Source organism: Streptomyces sp. ICBB 8177, from assembly GCF_003144095.1.
Classification (GTDB): Bacteria; Actinomycetota; Actinomycetes; order Streptomycetales; family Streptomycetaceae; genus Streptantibioticus_D.
In genome coordinates this window covers 755,253-777,055 of the sequence record NZ_NSKH01000023.1, presented here as the reverse complement: position 1 = coordinate 777,055, position 21,803 = coordinate 755,253, and the positions used below count along the sequence as shown (strand labels likewise).

At 74.5% G+C, this 21,803-nt stretch carries 17 protein-coding genes; 4 read left to right on the top strand and 13 right to left on the bottom strand.

The window, feature by feature from the left end; genetic code table 11:
- Positions 1-14 precede the first annotated feature (14 nt).
- The gene (locus tag CK485_RS23805; RefSeq protein WP_109454382.1) at positions 15-1,094 is read right to left on the bottom strand and encodes a hypothetical protein; all 1,080 of its coding nucleotides are present in this window, start codon (positions 1,092-1,094) and stop codon (positions 15-17) included.
- Entirely contained in the window at positions 1,091-4,555 is a 3,465-nt protein-coding gene (locus CK485_RS23800; protein ID WP_109454381.1) for a DNA polymerase III subunit alpha, read from the bottom strand. Before CK485_RS23800 ends, CK485_RS23805 begins: the two co-directional genes overlap by 4 nt.
- A 323-nt stretch (positions 4,556-4,878) precedes the next feature.
- On the opposite strand from CK485_RS23800, the gene CK485_RS23795 reads away from it, so the two are divergent.
- Complete coding sequence (locus CK485_RS23795; RefSeq protein WP_109453886.1) at positions 4,879-5,874, top strand: L,D-transpeptidase; 996 nt, start codon at positions 4,879-4,881, stop codon at positions 5,872-5,874.
- Positions 5,875-5,935: 61 nt separating this feature from the next.
- Here CK485_RS23795 and CK485_RS23790 read toward each other — a convergent pair whose 3' ends face one another.
- The 6 genes from CK485_RS23790 to CK485_RS23760 form a co-directional block, all read right to left on the bottom strand.
- Entirely contained in the window at positions 5,936-6,619 is a 684-nt protein-coding gene (locus CK485_RS23790) for a cytochrome b/b6 domain-containing protein (RefSeq protein WP_109453885.1), read from the bottom strand.
- Entirely contained in the window at positions 6,603-7,319 is a 717-nt protein-coding gene (locus CK485_RS23785; protein WP_241968557.1) for a molybdopterin-dependent oxidoreductase, read from the bottom strand. Before CK485_RS23785 ends, CK485_RS23790 begins: the two co-directional genes overlap by 17 nt.
- A 524-nt stretch (positions 7,320-7,843) precedes the next feature.
- Positions 7,844-8,989, bottom strand: a complete 1,146-nt coding sequence (locus CK485_RS29825; protein ID WP_241968556.1) for an SPFH domain-containing protein — start codon at positions 8,987-8,989, stop codon at positions 7,844-7,846.
- 100 nt (positions 8,990-9,089) lie between these two features.
- On the bottom strand, positions 9,090-10,064 hold the full coding sequence (locus CK485_RS23770) for a YafY family protein (protein ID WP_199239487.1): 975 nt from the start codon (positions 10,062-10,064) through the stop codon (positions 9,090-9,092).
- 67 nt (positions 10,065-10,131) lie between these two features.
- The gene (locus CK485_RS23765) at positions 10,132-11,043 is read right to left on the bottom strand and encodes a S1 family peptidase (protein WP_241968555.1); all 912 of its coding nucleotides are present in this window, start codon (positions 11,041-11,043) and stop codon (positions 10,132-10,134) included.
- Positions 11,044-11,183: 140 nt separating this feature from the next.
- Positions 11,184-12,482 carry a DUF5685 family protein gene (locus CK485_RS23760; RefSeq protein WP_109453883.1) on the bottom strand — a complete coding sequence of 433 codons (1,299 nt, stop codon included), beginning with the start codon at positions 12,480-12,482 and terminating at the stop codon, positions 11,184-11,186.
- A gap of 288 nt (positions 12,483-12,770) precedes the next feature.
- On the opposite strand from CK485_RS23760, the gene CK485_RS23755 reads away from it, so the two are divergent.
- A complete protein-coding gene (locus tag CK485_RS23755; RefSeq protein WP_109453882.1) occupies positions 12,771-13,217 on the top strand; it encodes a cell division protein SepF in 447 nt (148 codons plus the stop codon).
- Between the two features lie 120 nt (positions 13,218-13,337).
- On the opposite strand, the gene CK485_RS23750 is transcribed toward CK485_RS23755, so the two are convergent.
- Both CK485_RS23750 and CK485_RS23745 read right to left on the bottom strand, forming a co-directional pair.
- Complete coding sequence (locus tag CK485_RS23750) at positions 13,338-14,525, bottom strand: acyl-CoA dehydrogenase family protein (RefSeq protein ID WP_109453881.1); 1,188 nt, start codon at positions 14,523-14,525, stop codon at positions 13,338-13,340.
- Between the two features lie 187 nt (positions 14,526-14,712).
- The gene (locus CK485_RS23745) at positions 14,713-16,434 is read right to left on the bottom strand and encodes an MFS transporter (protein WP_109453880.1); all 1,722 of its coding nucleotides are present in this window, start codon (positions 16,432-16,434) and stop codon (positions 14,713-14,715) included.
- Between the two features lie 543 nt (positions 16,435-16,977).
- On the opposite strand from CK485_RS23745, the gene CK485_RS23740 reads away from it, so the two are divergent.
- Complete coding sequence (locus tag CK485_RS23740; protein ID WP_109453879.1) at positions 16,978-18,069, top strand: phosphatase PAP2 family protein; 1,092 nt, start codon at positions 16,978-16,980, stop codon at positions 18,067-18,069.
- Positions 18,070-18,164: 95 nt separating this feature from the next.
- Here the strand turns inward: CK485_RS23740 and CK485_RS23735 are convergent, their stop codons facing one another.
- From CK485_RS23735 to CK485_RS23720, 3 genes are all read right to left on the bottom strand, one after another.
- A complete protein-coding gene (locus CK485_RS23735) occupies positions 18,165-18,380 on the bottom strand; it encodes an I78 family peptidase inhibitor (RefSeq protein ID WP_109453878.1) in 216 nt (71 codons plus the stop codon).
- An 811-nt stretch (positions 18,381-19,191) separates the two neighbouring features.
- The gene (locus CK485_RS23725) at positions 19,192-20,493 is read right to left on the bottom strand and encodes an ABC transporter substrate-binding protein (protein WP_199239523.1); all 1,302 of its coding nucleotides are present in this window, start codon (positions 20,491-20,493) and stop codon (positions 19,192-19,194) included.
- Positions 20,494-20,626: 133 nt separating this feature from the next.
- Positions 20,627-21,145 (bottom strand): hypothetical protein, encoded by a 519-nt coding sequence (locus tag CK485_RS23720; protein WP_109453876.1) that lies wholly within the window; start codon positions 21,143-21,145, stop codon positions 20,627-20,629.
- Between the two features lie 159 nt (positions 21,146-21,304).
- On the opposite strand from CK485_RS23720, the gene CK485_RS23715 reads away from it, so the two are divergent.
- A complete protein-coding gene (locus CK485_RS23715; protein ID WP_241968554.1) occupies positions 21,305-21,799 on the top strand; it encodes a hypothetical protein in 495 nt (164 codons plus the stop codon).
- Positions 21,800-21,803: the final 4 nt, after the last annotated feature.

Sequence of the window (21,803 nt, the reverse complement as noted above, 5' to 3'; positions counted from 1 at the left end):
GCCACTGCCGTGCTTCACGCCGCCCCGAGCAGCCCCGCCGGGCCGGCCGCGGCCGGTCCGAAGAGGGCCCGGGCGCGGTCGGTGACCTCCTCCAGGCGCCGCGCCCGCTCGTCCGCCGGGTCCAACGCGAGCTGATGGGAGGCGAGTTCGGCGCCGATCAGCCCTTCGGCACGCAACGAGACCGCGCGGACCCGGGCGCGTTGCAGACCCAGCGCGGCGTGCATGCGGTACGCGGCGTCGGTGAGCGCGGCGGTGTGCGCGGTCGCCTCGGGCAGGGCGCGGGTCCTGGTGGTCGTGGAGCGGTCGGCGTACCGCACCACCAGCGTCAGCGACCGCGCCGCCAGCCGGTCCCCGCGCAGCCGGGCCCCCAGCTCGTCGGTGAGCGACAGCAGCGCCCGCCGCTGCCGTTCCGGGTCCAGCTCGTCGCGGTCGAACCGCCGCTCGGTGCCGATCGACCGGGCCGGCGCGTTCGGCGTGACCGGTGCCGGGTCGATGCCGCGGGCCCGCTCGCGCAGCCTGCGCCCGGCCGCCGCCCCCAGCAGCCGTTGCAGGGTGCCGAGCGGCGCGTCGGCGATCCGGCCGACGGTGTCGAGCCCGTACCGCGCCAGCAGTTCCGCCGTGGCGGACCCGACCCCGTCGAGCGCCTGAGCGGGCTGCCCGGCCAGGAAGGCCGCGACCGCCTCCGGCGCGTCGGGCAGCACGCGGACCGCGCCGGGCGGACCGCTCTGCCCCGCCATACGGGCGAGCAGCGGGTTGGCCGCGACGCCGACCGTGCAGTCGGTGCCGTGCCGGGCCAGCGCCCGCACCCTGATCAGGGCGGCCAACTCGGCGGCGGTGCGCCCGAAGTAGCGCAGGCTGCCGCGCACGTCGGCGAGCGCGGCGTCCGGAGGGAGCGCCTGCACGACCGGGGTGACCTCGCCGAGCAGCGCGAGCAGGCCCGCGTAGACGTCCTCCCCGAGTGCGGGCGCGCCGGCGGGCGGGTGGAAGCGCAGGTGGAGCACGCGGGCGGCGTCCGCACCGGGGGCGGTGGCCGTGCCGGGGGGAGGGACCGCGCCGGAGGCAGGTACCGTGCCGGAGGTGGAGGCTCGTGTCATCCCGCGCTCCCCGGGCTGGAGTGCCACAACTTCCGTCCCGCGGACGCCGGTTCGCCCGCCGGCCTGAGGTCGGCCCAGGGGTGGAGTTCGTAGCCGGTGGGCAGGTGGATGCGGCGGCCCCCGGTGGGGTCGTCCGGCGCCCGGCCCGACGGCTCCCGCTCGGGCGGCGCCGCCAGCCGGGCCGCGACCGCGTCAAGCCCGCCCTCGCGGCGCAGTTCGGCGAGTTCCGCGAGGTCCCAGGCGGCCGCGCCCACCACGCTCAGGCCCCGCGCGCCGCGCCGTTGCACCACTCCGCGCACCAGCAGCAGCCAGGAGTGGAAGACGGTGTGCGCGCACGCCTCGTGGCTGTCGTCGAAGAACGCGCAGTCGGCGAGGCCCGTGCCGTCGTCCAGGGTGAGGAAGATGACCCGGCGGCCGGAGCGGATCGGCGGCGTCTGGGTGGCCGCCTTCGCCCCGGCGACCAGCACCGTCTCGCCGTGCCTGGCGTCCCGCAGCGCCTTGGCGGGCAGGGCCCCGAGTTCGGCGAGGAACGCCCGCTGGTCGTCCATCAGGTGCCGGGAGGCGTCGATGCCCAGGACGCCGAGTTCGGCGCCGAGCCGTTCGCCGTCGTCCATGTCGGGCAGCCCGGCCGGCGCGGTGGGCCGCCCGGAATCGCCCACCGGGAGCGGCAGTTGGTCCGGTGCCGGGGCGGCCTTGCCCTGCCGGTGCAGTTCGGCGACCTGGAGCAGCAGGTCGCGCCGGGTGGCCCCGGGTGCCGCGAAGGCGTCCGCCGCGCCGACCTGGACCAGCCGTTCGGCCACCGGGCGGCTGGGGCGGGCCCGTCGCCACAGGTCGGGCAGCGAGGAGTAGGGCTGCCCCGCGACCAGCCGCGCGGTCTCCTGCTCGCTGATGCCGCGCACGTCGGACAGCGCGAGCCGCAACCCCCATTTACCGGACACCAGTTCGATCCGATAGTCGGCCGCGGACCGGTTGACGTCCAGCGGCAGCACCGGGACCCCGCGCCGCCGGGCGTCCGCGAGCAGCAGCCGCTTGGGGTACATGCCGGGGTCGTGGGTGAGCAGTCCCGCGTAGAAGGCGGCCGGGCGGTGCGCCTTGAGCCAGGCGGACTGGTAGGTGGGGACCGCGAACGCGACGGCGTGCGCCTTGCAGAAGCCGTAGGCGCCGAAGGCCGCCAGGATCGTCCAGGTGCGCCGGACCGCCTCGGTGGAGTGGCCGCGGGCGCGGGCGCGTTCGACGAACCAGGCGTGTACCCGGCCCTGCGCCTCGGGATCGGAGAGCGCCCGGCGCCTCTCGTCGGCCTCGTCGAGACCGCACCCGGTCATCACGTGGATGATCCGGATGACCTGTTCGTGGAAGACCACCACGCCGTGGGTCTCGCCGAGCACGTCCTCCAGCGCCGGGTCCGGGTACTCGGGCGCGCGGCGGCCGTGCCGGGCCTCGACGAACGGCCGGACCATGTCGGCGGCGACCGGGCCTGGCCGGAAAAGCGATATGTCGACCACGAGGTCGTGAAAGGTCCGGGGTTGCAGTCTGCCGACCAGGTCGCGCTGGCCGGGCGACTCGATCTGGAAGCAGCCCAGTGTCTCGGTGGAGCGGACCAGTTCGTACGTGGCCGGGTCGTCCGGCCGCACCCGGGTCCGGTCGTCCAGGTCGATCCGCTCGCCGGTGGCGCGTTCCACCTCGGCGACGGCGTGCGCCATCGCCGACTGCATCCGCACCCCGAGCACGTCGAGCTTGAGCAGCCCCATCTCCTCCACGTCGTCCTTGTCGAACTGCGACATCGGGAAGCCCTCGCCGGAGGTCGGCACGACCGGGGTGCGCGCCGGCAGGGCCGCGTCGGACAGCAGCACCCCGCACGGGTGCATGGCGACCCCGCGCGGCAGGCCGTCCAGCGCCTCGACCAGGTCCCACATCCGGGTGCCGTAGCGGTCCGCGTAGCCCTGCGCGTCGATCGCCCGCAACTCCGGCAGCTCGGCCAGCGCGGCGCGGGCGTCGCGGGCCCTGATGTGCGGGAACGCCTTGGCCAGCCGGTCGGTCTCCAGCGGGTCCATGCCGAGGGCGGCGCCCACGTCGCGCACCGCGTGCCGGACCCGGTAGGTCTCCGGCATGGCGACGGCGGCCACCCGGCGCTCGCCGAAGCGGTCGAGGATCGCGCGGTAGACCTCCAGGCGGCGGGCGGACTCCACGTCGATGTCGATGTCGGGCAGCGCGACGCGGCGCTCTGAGAGGAAACGTTCCATCAGGAGCCCGTGCTCGACCGGGTCCGCGGTGGCGATGCCCAGCAGGTGGTTGACGAAGGAGGACGCGCCGGAACCGCGGGCGGCGACCCGGATGCCCAGCGTCCGGGCGTCGTCGACGACCGCCGCGACGGTGAGGAAGTACCCGGCGAGCCCCAGCCGGGCGATCACCCGCAGTTCGGCGTCGAGCCGGTCCCAGCGTTCCCGGTCCCGGTCGTGTCGGCGCGTCACCATGGCCGCCGCGCAGCGCGAGCGCAGCACCCGGTCCGCGGTGCGCCCGCCCACCCCGACCAGTTCCGGCTCGGGGAAGTGCCTGCCGCCCATCCCCAGGTCGTCCCCGGGGTCCACGGCGCACTCGGCGGCGGTCTCCTCGGTCATCCGCAGCAGGCTGTACGCGGCGGTGCGGCGGAACCCGGCGGCCTCGGCGACCAGTTCCGCGGTCCTGGCCATCGCGTCCGCGCCCTTCAGCCACGCCTCACCGCTGTCCAGCGCCTGAGGCTTGAGGATGTCGATGGGCACCAGCAGCCGGGCCGCGTCCAGCACGTCGGCGACCTCGCCCTGACCTGGGTCGGCGTAGCGCACGGCGTTGGTGAGCACCGGGCGCACCCCCTGCCGCGCGGCGAAGCCGAGGGTGCGGGCCGCCAGCCGCAGTGAGCCGGGGCCGGTGCCGGGTCTGCCGTGACTGACCACCTCCAGGCGCAGCGCGTCGCCGTACCGCTCGCGCCAGGGGGCGAGCAGCCGCTCGGCGCGGTCGGGGCGGCCGGCCGCCAGTTCCACGCCGATCCCCGAGTCGGGTCCCAGCACAACCGTCAACCCTTCACCGACCAGATCCGGCCATTCCAGCCGGGGTTGCTCCCGGTCCCGGTGCGCCGCCGTGATCAGGCGGCACAGTGCCGCCCAGCCCGCCGCGCCGTCCCGGGCGAGGAAGAGGGCGCGCGGCGCCGACTCGTCCACGAAGGCCCCGCCGCGCACCGGGGCCGGACCGCGCCGCCGTTCGACGCCGGGGGCGCCGGGGACCGCGAGCACGGCGCCGAACAGCGGCCGCACCCCCGCTCGGCGGCAGGCCGTGGCGAACCGGACGGCGCCGGCCACGGTGGCCCGGTCGGTCAGCGCGAGGGCGTCCATCCCGCGCTCGGCGGCGCGCTCCGCGAGGTGTTCCGGGAGGGAGGCGCCGTAGCGCGCGGAGAAGCCGGAGGCGGTGTGCAGGTGGGTAAAGCCCGGCATGCCGCGCACCTCCCGCTCCCCATCGCGCCCCTCCCCGGTCCGGCCCTCGGACCTTGCGTTTTCCACCATAGACCAGATTTCGAATATGCGTTCGACATAGGTGGGCGGAGGTGAACACGGAGACCGGTCCGCACACTCCGTTACACCTGCCGTGACAGATCGTGTTCAGGATGCACAGGCGGCACACAGACGTCTCCGTATGGTGATCCCGCCGAGTCCTAATCTTGGCCTTCGCTTTACAGGACCCCTGCAACCACTTGCGTAGAGTCCGTGTCTCTAGGTATGGCGGATGTACCTGACGAAGTGACGTGAGTGGAGCAAGAGTGGGGCGGATCAAGCGCAGCATCGGGGTCGCACTGATGGCGGGTGCCGTGCTGGCAACCGCTAGTGCGTGTGGCGGCAACGCCTCGGCGACCGGAGCGGACGGGAAGAACGCGCAGGCGGCTGCGAGTAGTGGCGCGAGCCACAGCCCCAGCGCCAAGCCGTCGCCGACGCGCCCGGCGGGTCCGCCGATGCTGCTGGACACGATCGAACCCGAGGACGGGACCACGGTGGGTGTGGCGATGCCCATATCCGTGGACTTCAGCAAGCCGGTCGCCACCTCGGCACGGGCGAACGTCGAGAAGCACCTGAAGATCACCACCTCGACGCCGGTCACCGGCGCGTGGCACTGGTTCAGCAGCACCCGGGTCGACTTCCGGCCGAAGCAGTACTGGACCCCGGGCACCAAGGTCAGCCTGGACGCCCAGCTGACCAACGTGCCGGACGGCAACGGCCGTTACGGCACGCACGACTACAAGCACAGCTTCACCATCGGCCAGGACATCGAGGCCAAGGTCTCCGTCCCGGGCCACAGCATGACGGTCACCAACGGCGGCAAGACCGTGCGGACCATGCCGATCGACGCGGGCAGCCCGCAGTTCCCCTCGTGGGACGGCACCATGGCCGTGATGGACAAGGCCCGTGAGGTCCGGATGACCTCCTGCAGCGTGGGCATCACCTGCGACAAGGGCAACCCGAACTTCTACGACCTCACCCTGCCGTGGGACGTCCAGCTGACGACCTCGGGCACCTACGTCCACTACTCGACGGGCGACCCGTCCCCGGGCCACAGCTACGGCTCGCACGGCTGCGTGCACCTGTCGTACTCGGACGCCGAGTGGTTCTACAACTACGTGCAGCAGGGCGTCCCGATCACCATCACCGGCTCCCCGCGCGGTGACGCCGCCGGTGACAACGGCTACGCGGACTACAACGTCTCCTGGACCGACTGGCTGTCGGCCAGCGGCTCCGGCGAGTTCACCACCAGCGCTTCCTGACGCTCCCCTCGCGGACGTCCGGACGCCCCGGCCCACGGCAGGCCCCGGGCGGCGGTCCCCCTCAACGGGGGTCGTCGCCCGGGGCCTGCCGCGTGTCAGGGGCGCGCTGCTCGCGTTCCCACAGCGGATGCTCCCCGCGGGCCCAGGCCCGGGAGACCCAGCCGGTGCGCAGGCCGCGCCGGGCCTCCGGGTCGCGCACCGCCATCCAGATGTGGCCCGCCACCAGCACGCCGATGACCAGCGCGAGCCAGTCGTGCACGAAGGTCGAGCCGGTGCGCCACACCAGCGGGGTCAACGAAGGGAACCACATGACGATCCCGGTGCCCAGCATCACCAGCACCGCGCCCGCCACGAACGCCGCGTACAGCTTCTGCCCGGCGTTGAACTTGCCCGCCGGACGCGGCCCCGGCACCCGGCGCAGCACACGGCCGATCCAGCGCCGGTCGTGGACGCCGAAGCGGTTGAGCCGTCCCAGGTCGGCGCGGTAGGCGCGGGAGACGAGACCGGCCAGCAGCGGCACCGGCAGCAGCGCCCCGGACCACTCGTGCACGGTCACCAACAGCCTGCGCCTGCCGACCAGTTCGGCCAGCGCGGGCAGGTAGAGGAAGGCCGCGGTGACGATCGCGGTGCCCATCAGCGCGGCGGTGACCCGGTGGATCCAGCGCTCGGCGGGCGTGAAGCGGCGCAGCTCACCGGACGCGGAACGCTCTTCCGGCGTCCGCCGCGGGTCACGAGGTAGGGGCATCGTCGCGTCCGTTCGACCGGCCGACCCAGGCGTCGACGTCGTAGCCGTAGTGCTCCCAGTAGCCGGGGATCACCTGGTCGGTCACGGTGATCCCGGACAGCCACTTGGCCGACTTGTAGAAGTACATCGGCGCCGCGTACAGCCGCACCGGGCCGCCGTGCGCGGCGGTCACCGGCTTGTCGTCCATCCCGTAGGCGACCAGCATGTCGGGGCGCCTGGCCTGCTCCAGCGTGAGGCTCTCGCTGTAGACCCCGTCGAAGCAGGTGAAGCGCAGCGCCTTCGCGCCCGGCTTCACCCCGGCCGCGTCCAGCAGGTCCGACAGCCGAACCCCGGTGAAGGCGTAGTGCGGAACGCGCCAGCCGGTCACGCACTGCACGTCCCGCACCAGCCGGGTGGAGCGCATCGCCCGCAGCTGCGCCAGGGTGTAGGTGGCGGGGTGCTCGACCAGGCCGTCGACGGTGAGGCGGTAGTCCGCGGCGGAGCGGTGCGGCACGGAGTCGGAGACCGAGTAGAAGCGGAAGCCCCCGCCGCCGGGCAGCAGGCCGCTCAGCCCGGTGGGGTCCTTGGAGGCGATGGAGGCCAGGAGGTTGTCGAAGCCGTTCTGCAGATAACCGCCGGCGGCGACCCCGGCCGCACCGAGCCCGAGCATGCCGAGCACCACCCGCCGCCCGACGGGGGCGCCCTCGCCGTCCTTCACCATGTCCCGATTCGACCACCCTCTCCCCCATCTCGACATCCTCCTCGGGCGGACGTCAGCCTTCCGTAAGGCCTGCCGCCGGGGCACGGGCGGGCCCGGTGACGGTCGATGGCGGGCGCGCGGGGCCCAACGCGCCGAGGGCCGTACGCGAGCGCTCGCGCGTACGGCCCTCGGCGGGTGGGGGGATCCGCGATGGTTCGAGGGGTTACGGACCTGTGCCGGCGGCCGCGCGGTCGAGGCGGCCGGACGGGGTCACGGAGCGGGGGCGGTCCGGGCGGGGGGCCGGGGAAGTGTGCGCCGGGGGCTCAACTCGGTTACCTCCTGTGGGGGTTGGGCCCGCCCGATGACAACGGGCCCGGAGGATGCGCCGCCGGTAAGGCCCCGCACGCGGCCGTGCCGATCGGCGTGGCTGAGTTTCCCAATCCGGCGCGAGGCGGCGCAAGACACAACCTGTGAAAAAGCTGTGATGGACGCCGGGTGCAGGGCTCCCGGCCCCGCACACGGCCCGGACACCGGACGCGCACGGCTCAGGCCTCCGGCGGACGTCCGGTGACCGGATCCGTGCGGTCCGCCGGGTCGACCGGCGGCAGCGGATCGGGCGGCGGCACCGGCGGCGCGGACGGCCCGGTCCCCGGCGGTTCCTGGGGCTCGACGGGGTTGACGGGATTGAGCGGATCCACGGGGTCGCGCAGCTCGGGGACGTCCTCCAGGCCGTCGCGCCCCTCCGGGCCGGCGCCGTCCCCCTCACCCTCCCCCGGGACCGGCCCGAGCGCGGGATCGAGGAAGGGGCCGGGGCCGAGGTCCGCGGTGAGGGCCGGATCGGCGCCGAGGGCCGGGTCGGGGCCCCCGGCGCCGGAAGCGGCGGCCTCCGCAGCCGGACCCCGGACCGGGGCGGGCGGCTCCTGCTCCTGGAGCGGCTGGTTCTGCGCCGCCCGCTCCAGGAAGCGCAGCAGCTCCACCGGGAACGGCAGCACCAGCGTGGAGTTCTTCTCGGCCGCGACCGCGGTCACCGTCTGGAGCAGCCGCAGTTGGAGCGCGGCCGGCTCGTGGGCCATCGCGGCGGCCGCCTCGGCGAGCTTGCGGGAGGCCTGGAGCTCGGCGTCGGCGTTGATCACCCGGGCGCGGCGGTCCCGGGCCGCCTCCGCCTGGCGGGCCATCGAGCGCTTCATGCTCTCCGGCAGCGACACGTCCTTGATCTCGACCCGGTCGATCTGCACGCCCCAGCCCAGCGCCGGGCTGTCGATCATCAGCGCCAGGCCCTCGTTGAGCTTCTCGCGGTTGGACAGCAGGTCGTCCAGGTCGCTCTTGCCGATGATGGACCGCAGCGAGGTCTGCGCGACCTGGAGCACCGCGAAGCGGTAGTCCTCGACGTTGATGACGGCGTCCACGGGGTGGATGACCTTGAAGTAGACCACCGCGTCCACCCGGACGGTGACGTTGTCGCGGGTGATGCCCTCCTGGGACGGGATGGGCAGGGTCACGATCTGCATGTTGACCTTGACCAGCCGGTCGATCCCGGGGACGACCATCTTGAACCCGGGCGGACGCACGTCGGACCGCAGCCGGCCGAGCCGGAAGACGAGTCCGCGTTCGTACTGCTTGACCACCCGGGCGCCCGCCAGGAGGTACACGGCGCCGAACGACAGCACGGCCGCCACCACGTCAACGATCATCACTGCCCCCTGCCGGGCGGAGTTGCACACGTGGGCACCGCGGACGGCGGACCGCCCGCGGGGTGTCCTGTTTTCACCGTACGCCCCGGTACGGTCGCCGTCAGGTGGTCGTGGCGTCCGGGCCCTCGGGAGCGGCCCGCAGCAGCCGCTCGCCCACCTCGCGCATCCGGGCGGCCAGTTCCGGCGGCTCGTGGATCTCGAACTCGACGCCGAAGAGCGCGATGTAGACGGCGAGCGCGTCGAGCGAGGCGAAGCCGGTGCGCAGCACGCAGCGGGTGTCGTCGACCGCCTCGACGGTGGCGGTCCCCTGCGTGGTGTACTCCGCGACCCGCTCGGCGGGCGCGTGCAGCGTCACCACGGCCCGGTGCCGGTAGACGGCCGAGGTCACCCCGCGCGCCACGTACGCGGCGGCGTCCGGCGGGGGCTCGCGCGGGGTGAAGCGCGGACCCGTCGGGGTCGCGGGCACCATCCGGTCGACCCGGAAGGTGCGCCAGTCACCGCGCTCGGTGTCCCAGGCCAGCAGGTACCAGCGGCGAGCGAGGTGCACGAGGCGGTGCGGCTCCACCTCCCGCCTGCCGACCCGCCCGTCGTGGCCGGTGTAGTCGAACCGCAGGCGCTCGTGGTCCCGGCAGGCGGCGCCGATCGCGGTGAGCACGGCCTGCGCGACGGTCGGGGCCCCGTCCTGCGCCGAGACCGCGATCGCCTCGGTGGCCTGCACCCGGTGCCGCAGCCGGGACGGCAGCACCTGCTCCAGCTTGGCCAGCGCCCGCGCCGCGGTCTCCGCCATCCCGGCCACCCCGCCGCTCGCGCCGGTGCGCAGGCACAGGGCGACGGCCACCGCCTCCTCGTCGTCCAGCAGCAGCGGGGGCAGCTCCGCGCCCGCGCCCAGCCGGTAGCCGCCCGCGGTGCCCGAGGTGGCGTGCACCGGGTAGCCGAGGCCGCGCAGCCGGTCCACGTCGCGCCGGACCGTGCGGGTGGTCACCTCCAGGCGTTCGGCGAGCTGCGCGCCGGACCACTCACGGCGGGCCTGGAGCAGCGAGAGCAGACGCAGCAGTCGGGCGGAGGTCTCCAGCATGGGCCCATGCTGCCACCCGCCGCGGACAGCATCGGTCCGCGAGGGGGGACGACCGGTGGGCGGGCGCTCAGTCCAGGCTCACGCCGTAGCGCGCGAGGGCGGCGGTGACCGGCTGGTAGTACGTCGTGCCGCCGGTCGCGCAGTCGCCGTCGCCGCCGGAGGTCAGGCCCAGCGCGGTGTCGCCCTCGACGAGCGGTCCGCCGCTGTCGCCCGGCTCGGCGCACACGTCGGTCTGGATGAGCCCGGTCACCACCTCGCCGTCGCCGTAGTCCACGCTGACGTCCAGCGCGGTGACGGTGCCGTAGCGCACCCCGCTGCTGCTGCCGGCCCGCGCGACGCGTTCGCCGACGCGGGGCTCGCCCGCGCGGTCGACGACCCGGCCGTCGACCGTGGTGCGCGGGGCCTGACGCGCGGGCCCTTCGGCGCGCACCAGCGCGTAGTCGTGGCCCGGGTAGGCCCATGCCGCGGTGGTGCCGATCCGGACGGTGCGCTCGGCGTCCGCGTACCAGGTGCGCGCGGCACGGCCGCAGTGTCCGGCGGTCAGGAAGTACCGGGTGCCGCCGCGCCGCACGCCGAACCCGAACGAGCAGCGGTACCCGGCGCCGTAGACCGCGCCGCCGCCGGTGGGCACGGGGGCGAGCACTCCGGCGGCGCGCTCGATGCGGACCGCGCCGCCGAAGCGGGCGGTCCCGGCGCGCAGCCTGGCGAGCTGGTCCGGGCGTACCCGGGCGTCGGCGGTCACCACGAGCTGGCCGGTCGCGGGATCGCCGCTCCAGGCGGTGCCGGGTATGCCCAGCGCCCGTACGGCGTCCGCGACCGCGCCGAGCCCACCGGTGGCGTTCCGCACGGCGCCGGCGGCAGGGACCCCCACGACGGCTCCGGTGGCCAGCAGCGCGGCGGTCGCGGCGGCGGCGACGCGGCGCCCGGCCGGGGCGGGGTGGTCGTGGGGCGCGGTGCGCGGAGCGTGGCGAGCGATCACTCAGGGCCTCCTCGGCGGTGCGGAGGGTCACTGCCGCTGGAGTATTCAGACCACCGGGGGCGTCGTACAAGGGCGCCCCGTCGGGCGCGCGGCCGCAAAGGCGGCGCACCGGCGCCCTCCGGCCACGTCCGGCGCGGGTCTCAGCAGCCTCCGCAGTCCAGGCACTCGCAGCACTGGAGGCACTCGCAGCACTCGCAGCACTCCAGGCCGTCGCAGCAGGAGTCGCCGCAGTCGCACCCGCGGCACCAGCCGCTGCGGGGCTGCCCGGTCCACGGGTCGTGGTAGGGGTCTCGGCAGCAGACCTGGCAGGTGCAGCACAGCCCCAGCCACAGCGCGCATCCCGCCAACGGCCCGCGCCCGCGCGGCGGTTGAGGCGGCGGAAACCCGCCGCCGGGACCGCCCGGGCCGCCCGCGTACGGGTTGGCGTACGGGTCGCCGTACGGGTTCGGGCCGGGCGTGCCGTACGGACCGGGGCCGGGCTGCGCGTACGGGTTCGGCCCCGGCGTGCCGTGCGGGTCGCCGTACGGGCCGCCCGGCGGCGGGGGCGGGTAGGAGGCGTGGGGCGCGGCCGTGCCGCAGGAGGCGTGGGTGCCGAACGCGCGGTCCACCGAGCGCGGCAGTTCCCTGCACAGCAGCGCGTGCGCGAGGCGCCCGTCGGTGAACTCCACCTCCCGCATCGCCAGCCGTACGCCGTGCACCGCGTCGTCGCACAGCCGCCGGGCCTCGGCGAGGCTCGTGCCGGTGGCCGTCAGCGGGTTCCAGGCGCCGGAGGCGGTGTCGGCGGTCAGGTCCTCGACCGCGTCCAGCAGATGGGCGAGGCGGCCGAAGAGCCGTCCCGCCTCGCGCAGCGGCGCGGCGTTGCCGGGACGGCCCGCGAGCACGGCGGTGTGCGCGAAGGCGGCCGCGGTCGCGGTCTCGGTGGGATCGGTGACCGTCAGCAGCGAGGTGCCGGTGGTGGCCGACGCCTCGATGCCGCTCTGGCGGTCCACCGCGTCGAGCAGCACGGCGGTGTCGAACCCGACGGCGGAGGCGGTCCGCGCGGCCGCCCGGTCCCAGCGTCCGGCCACCCGGCGGGCCGCCGCGGCGACCGGTCTGCGGCCCAACAGCCCGTCGCGGTCGGCGACACGGTCGCGCACCTTCGCCGAGGCAAGCACCAGGGAGACGGCGGCGGCGAGCCGGGCGCCCTCACCGGTGGCCACCGGCGCACCGCGCATCCCGCGCAGCGGGCAGGGTCCCGCGGTCCTGCGCCAGGCGCCGGTGGTGACCGACTGAGCCTCCGTCAGGACCGAGATGATCAGGCCGTCGTAGTTGGTGGCGACCCGCGCGAGGTGGCCGTGGTCGTCGCGCAGCGCCAGGCACAGGCCGCACAGATGGGCCGTCCACGAGGTCGCGAGTCCTTCGGAGAGCCGGTGGCGGCACGGCCTGACGATCCCGAACAACTCTCCCCCAGGGCGTTTCGGCCACGATCGGCGGGTCATATTACCTGTCCGGACCCTGGGCCGGACGGCGGCGCTCGTTCACTCTCCCGTGCGTCACCGACCGAATTTTTTTCCCATGGTCCGTCACCTTCCGTATGCCGCCTGCCACCTGACGTGTCGCCATCCGAGCCTGTGCACCAGAACCGTCACGAAACCGTGATGTCAAGGGTTTCCGCTTGGCGCATCATCAGCATCATGGACGACCATAGGAGGGCGGACGGTACAGACCGCACGTGAGAGGAGGCGTCCATGGGTTCGGTGCGTAAGGCCAGCGCGTGGCTGGGACTCGTCGACGACAGCGGCGACGAGCGGTACTACGACGAGGAGTACACGGACTACGCCGAGGGGCCGGTGCCCAGTGACGCCTGGGTGACCGACCCGCGGGTGCGGGTGGCCGCCGACGCGGCGCAGGAGACCGGCCGCCGGATCGCCACGGTGACCCCGGACGGGTTCCGGGACGCGCGCGGCATCGGCGAGCTGTTCCGCGACGGCGTCCCGGTGATCGTCAACCTGAGCGCGATGGAGCCGTCCGACGCCAAGCGCGTGGTGGACTTCGCCGCCGGGCTGACCTTCGGGCTGCGCGGCGACATCGAGCGCGTCGCCAACCGGGTCTTCCTGCTCACCCCGGCCGACTACACCGTGGTCAGCGGGGAGAGCGCGGGCCGCGCCTCGGACGGCTTCTTCAACCAGAGCTGACCGGGGCGCGCGCCCCGCCGGGCCCCGTCCCGTCCGGGCAGGGACCCGCCGGGAACGCCCCGGCGCCGCTCGGCGGAAGGCTCCGCCCGGCGAACAGCACCGCTCGGCGGAGGCCTCCGCTCAGCGGAAGGCGTCGAGTCCGGTCAGCGCCTTGCCCAGCACCAGCTGGTGCATCTCGACCGTGCCCTCGTAGGTGAGCACCGACTCCAGGTTGGTGGCGTGCCGCATCACCGGGTACTCCAGCGAGATCCCGTTGGCGCCGAGGACGGTGCGCGCGGTGCGGCAGATCTCGATGGCCTCGCGCACGTTGTTGAGCTTGCCGAAGCTGACCTGCTCAGGGCGCAGCCGGCCGGCGTCCATGCGGCGGCCGAGGTGGTGGGCGAGCAGGACGCCCTTGTGCAGTTCCACGGCCATGTCGGCGAGCTTGGCCTGGGTGAGCTGGAAGCCGCCGATCGGGCGGCCGAACTGCTCGCGGGTGGTGGCGTACTCCAGCGCCGACTCGAAGCTGGCGCGGGCGGCGCCCATCGCGCCCCACACGATCCCGTAGCGCGCGTGGCTCAGGCAGCTCAAGGGTCCGCGCAGGCCGGCGACCTCGGGCAGCACGGCGTCGGCGGGCAGCCGTACGTCGTCCAGGACCAGTTCGCTGGTGACCGAGGCGCGCAGGCTCCACTTGTGCTTGATCTCCGGGGCGGAGAAGCCGGGCGCGCCGGCCGGGACGACGAAGCCCCTGATGCCCTCGTCGGTACGGGCCCAGACCACGGCGACGCCGGCCACCGAGCCGTTGGTGATCCACATCTTGCGGCCGTTGATCACCCAGTCGCCGCCGTCGCGCTTGGCGTAGGTGGTCATGCCCGCCGGGTCGGAGCCGTGGTCCGGCTCGGTGAGGCCGAAGCAGCCGATGACCTCGCCGGAGGCCATCCGCGGCAGCCACGCGTTCTTCTGCTCCGCGGAGCCGAAGCGGTGGATCGCGTACATGGCCAGCGAGCCCTGCACCGACACCAGCGAGCGGATGCCGGAGTCGGCGGCCTCCAGCTCCAGGCAGGCCAGCCCGTACTGGACGGCGGAGGCACCGGCGCAGCCGTAGCCGGTCAACGACATCCCGAGCGCCCCGATCGAGCCGAGTTCCCGGGCCAGTTCGCGGACGCCGGGCAGCTCGCCGCGCTCGTACCAGTCGGCGACGTGCGGCAGCACCCGGTCGGCGGCCCAGCGGCGCACGGTGTCGCGCACCGCGAGGTCCTCGTCGCTCAGCAGGTCGTCGATGCCGAGCGGGTCGCGCGGGTCGAAGGACGGCAGTCCACTGCCACTCATGACGGGCCTCCGCTTTCGGTCGGGCCGCGGCCGTCCGGCGCCCGCCGCCGGACGATCACCGCAGGTCGTGGCCGACGCTACGGGCCTGGCCTGGCGGCGTAAAGCCCTTCGGGACACGGGTCGCGGGCGTCACACGGGCCCGCACGGCTCCCGTCGGCCGGACATCGGCCGGACAAGCCCGCGCGCGTCACCCCGCCCGGCCCGCGGTCTGCGGCTCGCGCGGCGAGGGCACCTCGGCGGCCCCCGCGTCCTCGGCGCCCCGGCCCGCTTCTTCCCCGCACGCCGTGCCGTCGAACGTCTTCGGCAACCGCAGCGCGGCCGCCGCGCCGGCCAGCAGCAGCACCGCGCTGACGACCAGGGTGACGTGCAGCCCGTGGACGAACGCGTGCCGGGCGGCGGCGCGCAGGGTCTGGCCGGTGCGGCCGCCGAGCCGGTCGGCCAGGTCGTACGCCTCGCCCAGCGAGCGTCCGGCGCCCGCGCTGTCGGCGGCGGGCACTCCGGGCAGGTGCCGCAGGCCGGGGGTGTAGACCGCGTTCATGACCGAGCCGAGCAGCGCGATGCCGATGCCGGCGCCGAGCTGGTAGGAGGTCTCGCCGACCGCCGCCGCGCCGCCCGAGCAGCCGGCCGGGGCCTCGCTGAGCATCGACTCGTAGGAACCGAACAGTGTGGTCTCCAGACCGAACCCGAGCGCCACGAACGCTCCGGTCAGCAGCCACGGCCGGTCGTGCTCGCCCATCGCGGTCAGCGCGAGCACGGCGGCGGCGGTCAGCAGGAAGCCGCCGCAGACCATCGCGCGCGGCCCGAAGCGGCGCAGGGTGCGCGAGCCGGTGAGCCCGGCGGCCATGGCGGCGAACGTCAGCGGGAGCAGCCGCAGCCCGGTGTCGACCGGCGCGAGGTCCAGCACCAGCTGGAGGTACTGCACGGCGATCAGTTCCAGCCCGACGAGCGCCAGCATGGCCAGCACGATGCAGCCGACGGAGGTGCCGAACGCGGGCCTGGCGAACATCGTGACGTCCACCAGCGGGTGCCGCAGCCCGCGCTGGCGGCGCACGAAGAGCCACAGCAGGGCGACCCCGGCGAGCAGCGGGACCAGCGCGACCGGGGAGAGCGGCGAGAGTCCGGCGCCCAGTTCCTTGACGCCGACCACGGCGCCGAGGATGCCGAGCGCGGCCATGAGGGCGCCCAGCACGTCCCACGGCCCGTCCCGGTCGCCGGTGGACTCCGGCACCATGCGCCGGGCGAACGGCCAGATGACCGCCATCAGCGGAATGTTGACCAGGAAGACCGAGCCCCACCAGAAGTGCTCGACGAGGAAGCCGCCGAGCACCGGGCCCACCGCGGCGCCGACCGCCGCCACCGCGGACCACACGCCGATGGCGACGGCCCGCTCCCGGCGGTCGGGGAAGACCTGGCGGACGATCGAGAGCGTCGCGGGCATGATCATGGCACCGCCGACGCCCAGCAGCGCCCGGGCGCCTATCAGCACCGCGGGGCTCCCGGCGAGCGCGGCGATCCCGGAGGCGGCGGCGAACAGCGCGTACCCGAGCAGCAGCACCTTTCGGCGGCCGACGCGGTCGCCGAGGGTGCCGAAGAGGATCAGCAGGGAGGCGGCGGCCAGCGGGTAGACGTCGACGATCCACAGCAGTTCGACGGCGCCCGGCCGCAGGCTCTCGGTGAGCGAGGGCACCGCGACGTGCAGCACGGTCGCGTCCAGGGCGACGAACAGCAGGCTCACGCAGAGGACGACCAGGACGGTCCAGCGGTTGGCGGGAGAGCCGGCCGGACCGAGTCTGGCGTGCCGTCCGCGCCGTCCGGTGTCGCGGGGCCCTGCGGGCGGGCCCGGCCGCCGGTCGTCCTCCGGGGCGGCGGCGGTCGTGGTCCGACCGCCGGCCGTGGTCGTCCCGGTCATCCGTGCACCTCCGCTGTGTTCGCTCGCCCCGGGCGGCTCGTGGGGGCGGCGAGCGGGCGGCCCCGTCGGGCCCGGGTGGGGATCGGCGAGTGAGCCGCCAGGTTACGCGAGTCCGCGCCGGCGCCAGGGGTTCCCGCGGTCGCGGCCCGCGTACGACGGGGCCGGCGCGGCGTTCGCCGAGCGTGCGGCGCCAGTGGCGTTCGTCACACCGGAGCGGTCACCGGGGCGTCACCGGCCGGCCGCCGGGACGACTCGCCGCCGTTACCGATCTTGAAACGGAAGGGCGCCGGGGCCCCGTAACCTGATGCGACGTCAGAGAGTGAGTTGGCGCCGGGAATGTCCGGCCGCGCAATTCACAGGATTCTCCGGAGAAAAGCCGGGAAGGAAAGCCGGGGGCTTCGACCGGCCCTTCACCGGCCGACGTTCGGGGGAAGTGGAAAATGTGAGAAGGCCGACACGGCGTGACAGTTGCCACATCACATCGTCATCACGAAGAGGCTTCTACGGCCGAACACACCCGTCACACGCTGTAACGTCGATTGAGTGCGTACCGACCGAATCGTCGCCCACTCGGAGCAGGAGCGAGGACAGGAGCGACCGAACGACCGCGAGGTCCCGGGCATGAGCCGAACGCGCCGCGTGCTGTTCGGCACCACGCTGGTGGCCTACGCGGCAATCGTCGTGGCCGTACTGGCCAGTACGCCACTCGTGTCGCTGGACTGGCAGGTCATGCTCTTCCGGCCGTACAAGCAGTGGCCCCAGTACCACGCCTTCCTGGACTACTTCGTGGTCCTCGGGCAGCGCGGACCGACCGCGGTGATGGTGGCCGCCTGGCTCGGCTGGCGCACCTGGAAGCAGCGCTCCCTGCGTCCGCTGCTGATCCTCGGCACCTCGCTGCTGCTCCTCAACGTCACGGTGGGCTCGGTGAAGTACGGGCTGGGACGCCTCGGCCCGCACTACGCGACCACCATCGGATCGGCCGAGCTGTTCCGCGGTGGGGACATATTCCCGTCCGGGCACACCGCGAACGCGGTCGTGACCTGGGGCGTGCTGGCGTACCTGGCGACCACACCGCTGGCCCGCCGGGTCGGCTCGGTGGTCAGCGCGATGCTCGCGATGGGCGTCGGCATGACGACGATCTACCTCGGCACCCACTGGGTGAGCGACGTACTGAGCGGCTGGTGCGCGGGGCTGCTGGTGCTGCTGGCGCTGCCATGGTTCGAGCCGCTGGTGGCCCGCGCCGAGGAGTGGCTGCTGGGTCTGCTGGCGCGGCTGCGGCCCCGGGCCGCGGTCGCACCGGCCGGGGCGCCCGTCGGCGATCCCGGGGCCCTGGTGCCGCCGCGCGGCGCGTCCGAGGACCCGGACGGGGCCCGCGAGCCGGTCCCGGCCGCGGTGGTGGCCACCGCCGCTGCCCCCGCGACCGCCCCGGCGTCCACCGCGGTCCGGCCGCCGTCGATCGTGCCCCTGGTGCCCCCGGTGCGCGGCGGCGCGCACCACGGCGCGCGGAGCTACGGGCAGCGCTACGACCGGGCGGCGGTCACCGCGTCCGGCACCAACCGCCGGGCGCACGGCGAGCGTCCGGTGCGCCAGACCCCGCCGCCGGTCCAGGCGGCCCGCCGGGGCACCCCCGGCTGAACCGCTGAGAACGAACGGGCCGGCGGTCCGCGGGACGGTACGCACGTCCTCGCGGGCCGCCGGCCCTTTTCGCGGGTCGCGGCGCGGGAGGGCGGTCAGCCCTGCCAGCAGCGGGCGACCACGCCGTCCCTGACGGTGAAGTTCAGCCGCCCCGCCACGTACTCCATCGTGATCACCGAGTCGGGCGGCAGCGGCCGCACCGTCGTCCAGCCGTGTTCCACCGCCCGCCGCTCGGCCTCTTCCGCAGGAAGGCCGACGTAGGCGTCGGTGCTGTCGTCGGGGGTGGGGCCGGGGTGCGGAACGGGTGCCATACCGTCCACGGTAGGCCGGTTCCCGGGCCAGCGTCACGCTTCGGTCACAGTGCGGGGTGCGGAGTTTGACATTCCGGCTTCACTCGAACGTGGCGCTCCGGACCGCCAGGAAGACCAGCGCGCCAGTTTGCCGAATTCCCCGGACAAGTTCGCCTTCCTCTTACACGCGACGGTTTTCCGGAGCCGATGCGGATAACCCTGGAAAGCGTCCCCGAGGAATCGGCGAAAGGCGATCCGGAAGCCCGGAACGCCGTCGCACAACTCCTCCACACAGCCTCCCCGTTGTTCACGTGTTCACAATATCGACCGATCGTCTTCCCGGCCCGTACCACCCCCCGGCCCCCGCCCGAGCGCCGTCAGCTCCTCGTCGGTCAGCAGCCGGGACCGGATCAGGAAGCGGTTTCCGGTGGTCGCTCAAGGGAGAAACCGCTTCCGCGTCCCGGCTCCACATCGATGGCGGGAGAGGTGTGACCCCGGTACGCGAACTGCCGTCGCAGCAGCCGCGCCGGGCTGGTGGAACATCTGACCGTGAACGCGCGCCGGCTCGCGCAGCAGGGTGGCCGCCGCGTCCGTGAGCCCAGCACGGCGGCGCGCTCGCCCGGTGGGGTGCGGCCCAGGCGGGCGCGGCGCCCGGGGCCGGGTCGGCGTCGGCGGCCGTGGAGCGGGGGTCAGGTGCCTGATGAAGCGACATACGGCTTTCTCGTGGGGGTTCGCCGGACTTTCCTGGACGCCGCGCGCGCTACCGCGCACCGCCCGGCACGGCTACGGCACCGAAAGCGCCACGGAATGCGGCGCGAGAAGCGGCCGGCGGTCAGGGTTTGTACGGAAGTTGGGGGACGGTGAAGCAGTTGCGGGTCATGTCGGGCCCCTGCGGGACCCAGCCGCCGCGGCCGCCGTCCGCGCCGGGCTCCCAGCGGGCCACCGACAGGCAGTCGCGGGCGGTCCTCGGCGGCGCGGGCAGCGAATGGAAGGTGGCGGGCAGCAGCAGTCCGTGCGCGTCGTAGCCCTGCGGGCGGTTCATGAAACGCTCGACGCAGGCCCGCGCGGCGCCGACCGAGCCCGTCGTGGTGCCGGGCGCCGGGCACCCGGAGAGCGCGTCACGCAGCCACATCCCCGCCGCCCAGCCCTCCAGTTGCCACTGCGACAGGTACGAGGGCGAGCCGCCGTGCGCCGCCCGGTAGGCCGCCATGCCGGAACGGAACGCGGCGACCTGGGGGTTGGCGGTGTCGTCGTAGTCCCGGCTGGAACCGGTCACCCACAGCGCGCGCCGGCAGCCGGGCGCCCCGGCGTAGGCGCTCGGCACGTTCGAGTCCCAGTTCTGGACGTTGGTGACCTTCGCGGCGACGGTGACGTGGGCGGCCTGCATCGCCTTGCACAGCTGGGAGTTGCCGCCGGTGTCCAGGGCGTCGAAGAGGATGTCGACGTGGTGGGCGCGCAGGTCCGCGGCGACCGCGGAGAAGTCCGGCAGCGCGAAGTCGGCCTCTTCCGGTACCACGCGGTAGCCCTCGGTGCGCAGTCCCCGCACGACCTGGTTCGCGTAGCGGGCGGAGTCCGCCTGGTTGTAGTAGACGACGGCGGCGGTGCGGGCGTGCTGCTCCTGCTTGAAGTAGCGGTAGACCTCGGTGCCGGCGACCAGGGTGCCGTGCCAGCCGGTCGCCCCGTCGCGGGGGGCGTCGCTGCCGTAGATCCCGTACAGGTGCGGATAGGTGTCGTAGGCGGTGCCGAGGGGCTGGCCGCCGATGTCGGGGACGTCGTGGGCGCTCACGTAGGGGGCGGCGGCGTAGTCCAGTGCGGTGGTGGCGACCAGGGCGAAGACCTTGTCCTGGTCGACGAGCCGGTGCGCGCAGGAGGTGTCGCCGACGCCGCTGCCGCCGTCGTCGCAGGTGACGACGGTGACGGGGTGGCCGTTGATCCCGCCGTGCGCGTCGAGCCGGGCGAAGTAGGCCTCGGCGCCGTCGCGCGGGCCGACGAAGGTGTCCCCGCCGACCGGGCTGGTGGCGCTGGTGATGACGCCCACGCGGATCGGCGCGGCGCCGCCGGTGCCCGTCGGCGCGGCGGTGGGCGGGGCGGTGAAGTCGCGGGAGGGCAGTCGGGTCCCGCAGGCGGCGGTCAGCGCGAGGGCCGCCGCCGCGAGGCAGGCCGCCCCGGCGCGGAAGGCCCGGCGTCGCGGTTCAGCGCGGACTGCCCGGCGTCGCGTCTCGACGGTCCGGCGTCGCGTCTCAACGCGAACTGCCCGGCGTCGGGTCTCAGCAGCCCGGGATCGCGGAACCACTGCTGTCGAGGGAGATCAGCGCGCACAGGGTCTGGTCGGACACCTTCCACACGCCGTCCTGGAGCACGGAGGTGCCCGAGGCGCTGGGCAGCACGGTGGTCCCCTTCAGGGCCAGCGAGTAGGTGACGTCGGCCCCGGACGGCGAGGTGAACCGCACGCTCTGCACGGTGGCCTTGACCTGGCCGACCCTGGGGTCGCCGGCGAACCCCTCGACGACCTTGGTCATCTTCTGCCCGTTCTCCAGCAGCTTGGTCTTGTCCGCCAGCGAGGTGCTCGGGTCGAAGAACTTCTCCCAGTTCTTGACGACCTGCGCCTTCGCCGCCGAGGGGTCGGCGGGGGCGGTGCCGCTCGCGGACGGCGCGGCCGAGGTGGTGGCCGTGGTCGCGGGGGTGCTGGACGGCGAGGAGGACCCGCCGCCGCACGCGGTCAGGGCGGCCGCCAGCGCCACCGCGGTCGCTCCGGCGGCCAGCGCGGTGCGCGGGGTACGAGCCATCTTCCTCACCGTCCCGGGAGGTCCGCACACGTTTGGGTTGTCGCTACGGGTGACATATTATGGCAAATCGGGTGACATGCAACATACACGCACGCTCACATCCCGGCGCCCCCGTCGCCCCCACGGCCTCGCGGACGCCCCGGGCCGCGAGGGGGACCGATGGCCGAACAGCCCCGGCCGCCGTCGCCGCCCCGGTCGGCGCGGACGCTCCCCGCGACCGCCGCCCGGCTGCGCGGCCTGCTCGCCGAGTGGGGCGGGTGGCTGGCCGTGGTCGCGGGCGCGGTGTTGTGCGTGCTGGGCTGGTACGGCGTGTCCGGGCAGAGCCTGACACAGCGTCAACTCCCCTACCTGGCCTCGGCGACCGTCCCCGGCGCGGCGCTGATCGTGGCGGGCGCGGTGCTGCTGGCCAAGGAGGGCTCCGCGGAGGCGTCCGCCCGCGTCGAGGAGTTGTACCGGCTGCTCACCGAGGACGACCGCGAAGGCCCACCCGGCGCGCCCGACGCGCCCTCCTCGTCCCGGCTGCTCGCGGTGCCCGGCGGCACGATGCGCCACCGCGCCGACTGCCCGCTGGTCGCCCACCGCCGGGACGCGACCGAACTGCCGCCCGGAGAGGGCCGGTTGGACCCCTGTCCGGTGTGCGAACCGGACCGGTGAGAGA

Bases quoted from the DNA above. Each gene is read 5' to 3' on its own strand.
- CK485_RS23805 (WP_109454382.1), bottom strand. From the start codon at position 1,094: ATGACACGAGCCTCCACCTCCGGCACGGTACCTGCCTCCGGCGCGGTC.
- CK485_RS23800 (WP_109454381.1), bottom strand. From the start codon at position 4,555: ATGCCGGGCTTTACCCACCTGCACACCGCCTCCGGCTTCTCCGCGCGC.
- CK485_RS23790 (WP_109453885.1), bottom strand. From the start codon at position 6,619: ATGCCCCTACCTCGTGACCCGCGGCGGACGCCGGAAGAGCGTTCCGCG.
- CK485_RS23785 (WP_241968557.1), bottom strand. From the start codon at position 7,319: ATGGTGAAGGACGGCGAGGGCGCCCCCGTCGGGCGGCGGGTGGTGCTC.
- CK485_RS29825 (WP_241968556.1), bottom strand. From the start codon at position 8,989: ATGATCGTTGACGTGGTGGCGGCCGTGCTGTCGTTCGGCGCCGTGTAC.
- CK485_RS23770 (WP_199239487.1), bottom strand. From the start codon at position 10,064: ATGCTGGAGACCTCCGCCCGACTGCTGCGTCTGCTCTCGCTGCTCCAG.
- CK485_RS23755 (WP_109453882.1), top strand. From the start codon at position 12,771: ATGGGTTCGGTGCGTAAGGCCAGCGCGTGGCTGGGACTCGTCGACGAC.
- CK485_RS23750 (WP_109453881.1), bottom strand. From the start codon at position 14,525: ATGAGTGGCAGTGGACTGCCGTCCTTCGACCCGCGCGACCCGCTCGGC.
- CK485_RS23745 (WP_109453880.1), bottom strand. From the start codon at position 16,434: ATGACCGGGACGACCACGGCCGGCGGTCGGACCACGACCGCCGCCGCC.
- CK485_RS23735 (WP_109453878.1), bottom strand. From the start codon at position 18,380: ATGGCACCCGTTCCGCACCCCGGCCCCACCCCCGACGACAGCACCGAC.
- CK485_RS23720 (WP_109453876.1), bottom strand. From the start codon at position 21,145: ATGGCTCGTACCCCGCGCACCGCGCTGGCCGCCGGAGCGACCGCGGTG.
- CK485_RS23715 (WP_241968554.1), top strand. From the start codon at position 21,305: ATGGCCGAACAGCCCCGGCCGCCGTCGCCGCCCCGGTCGGCGCGGACG.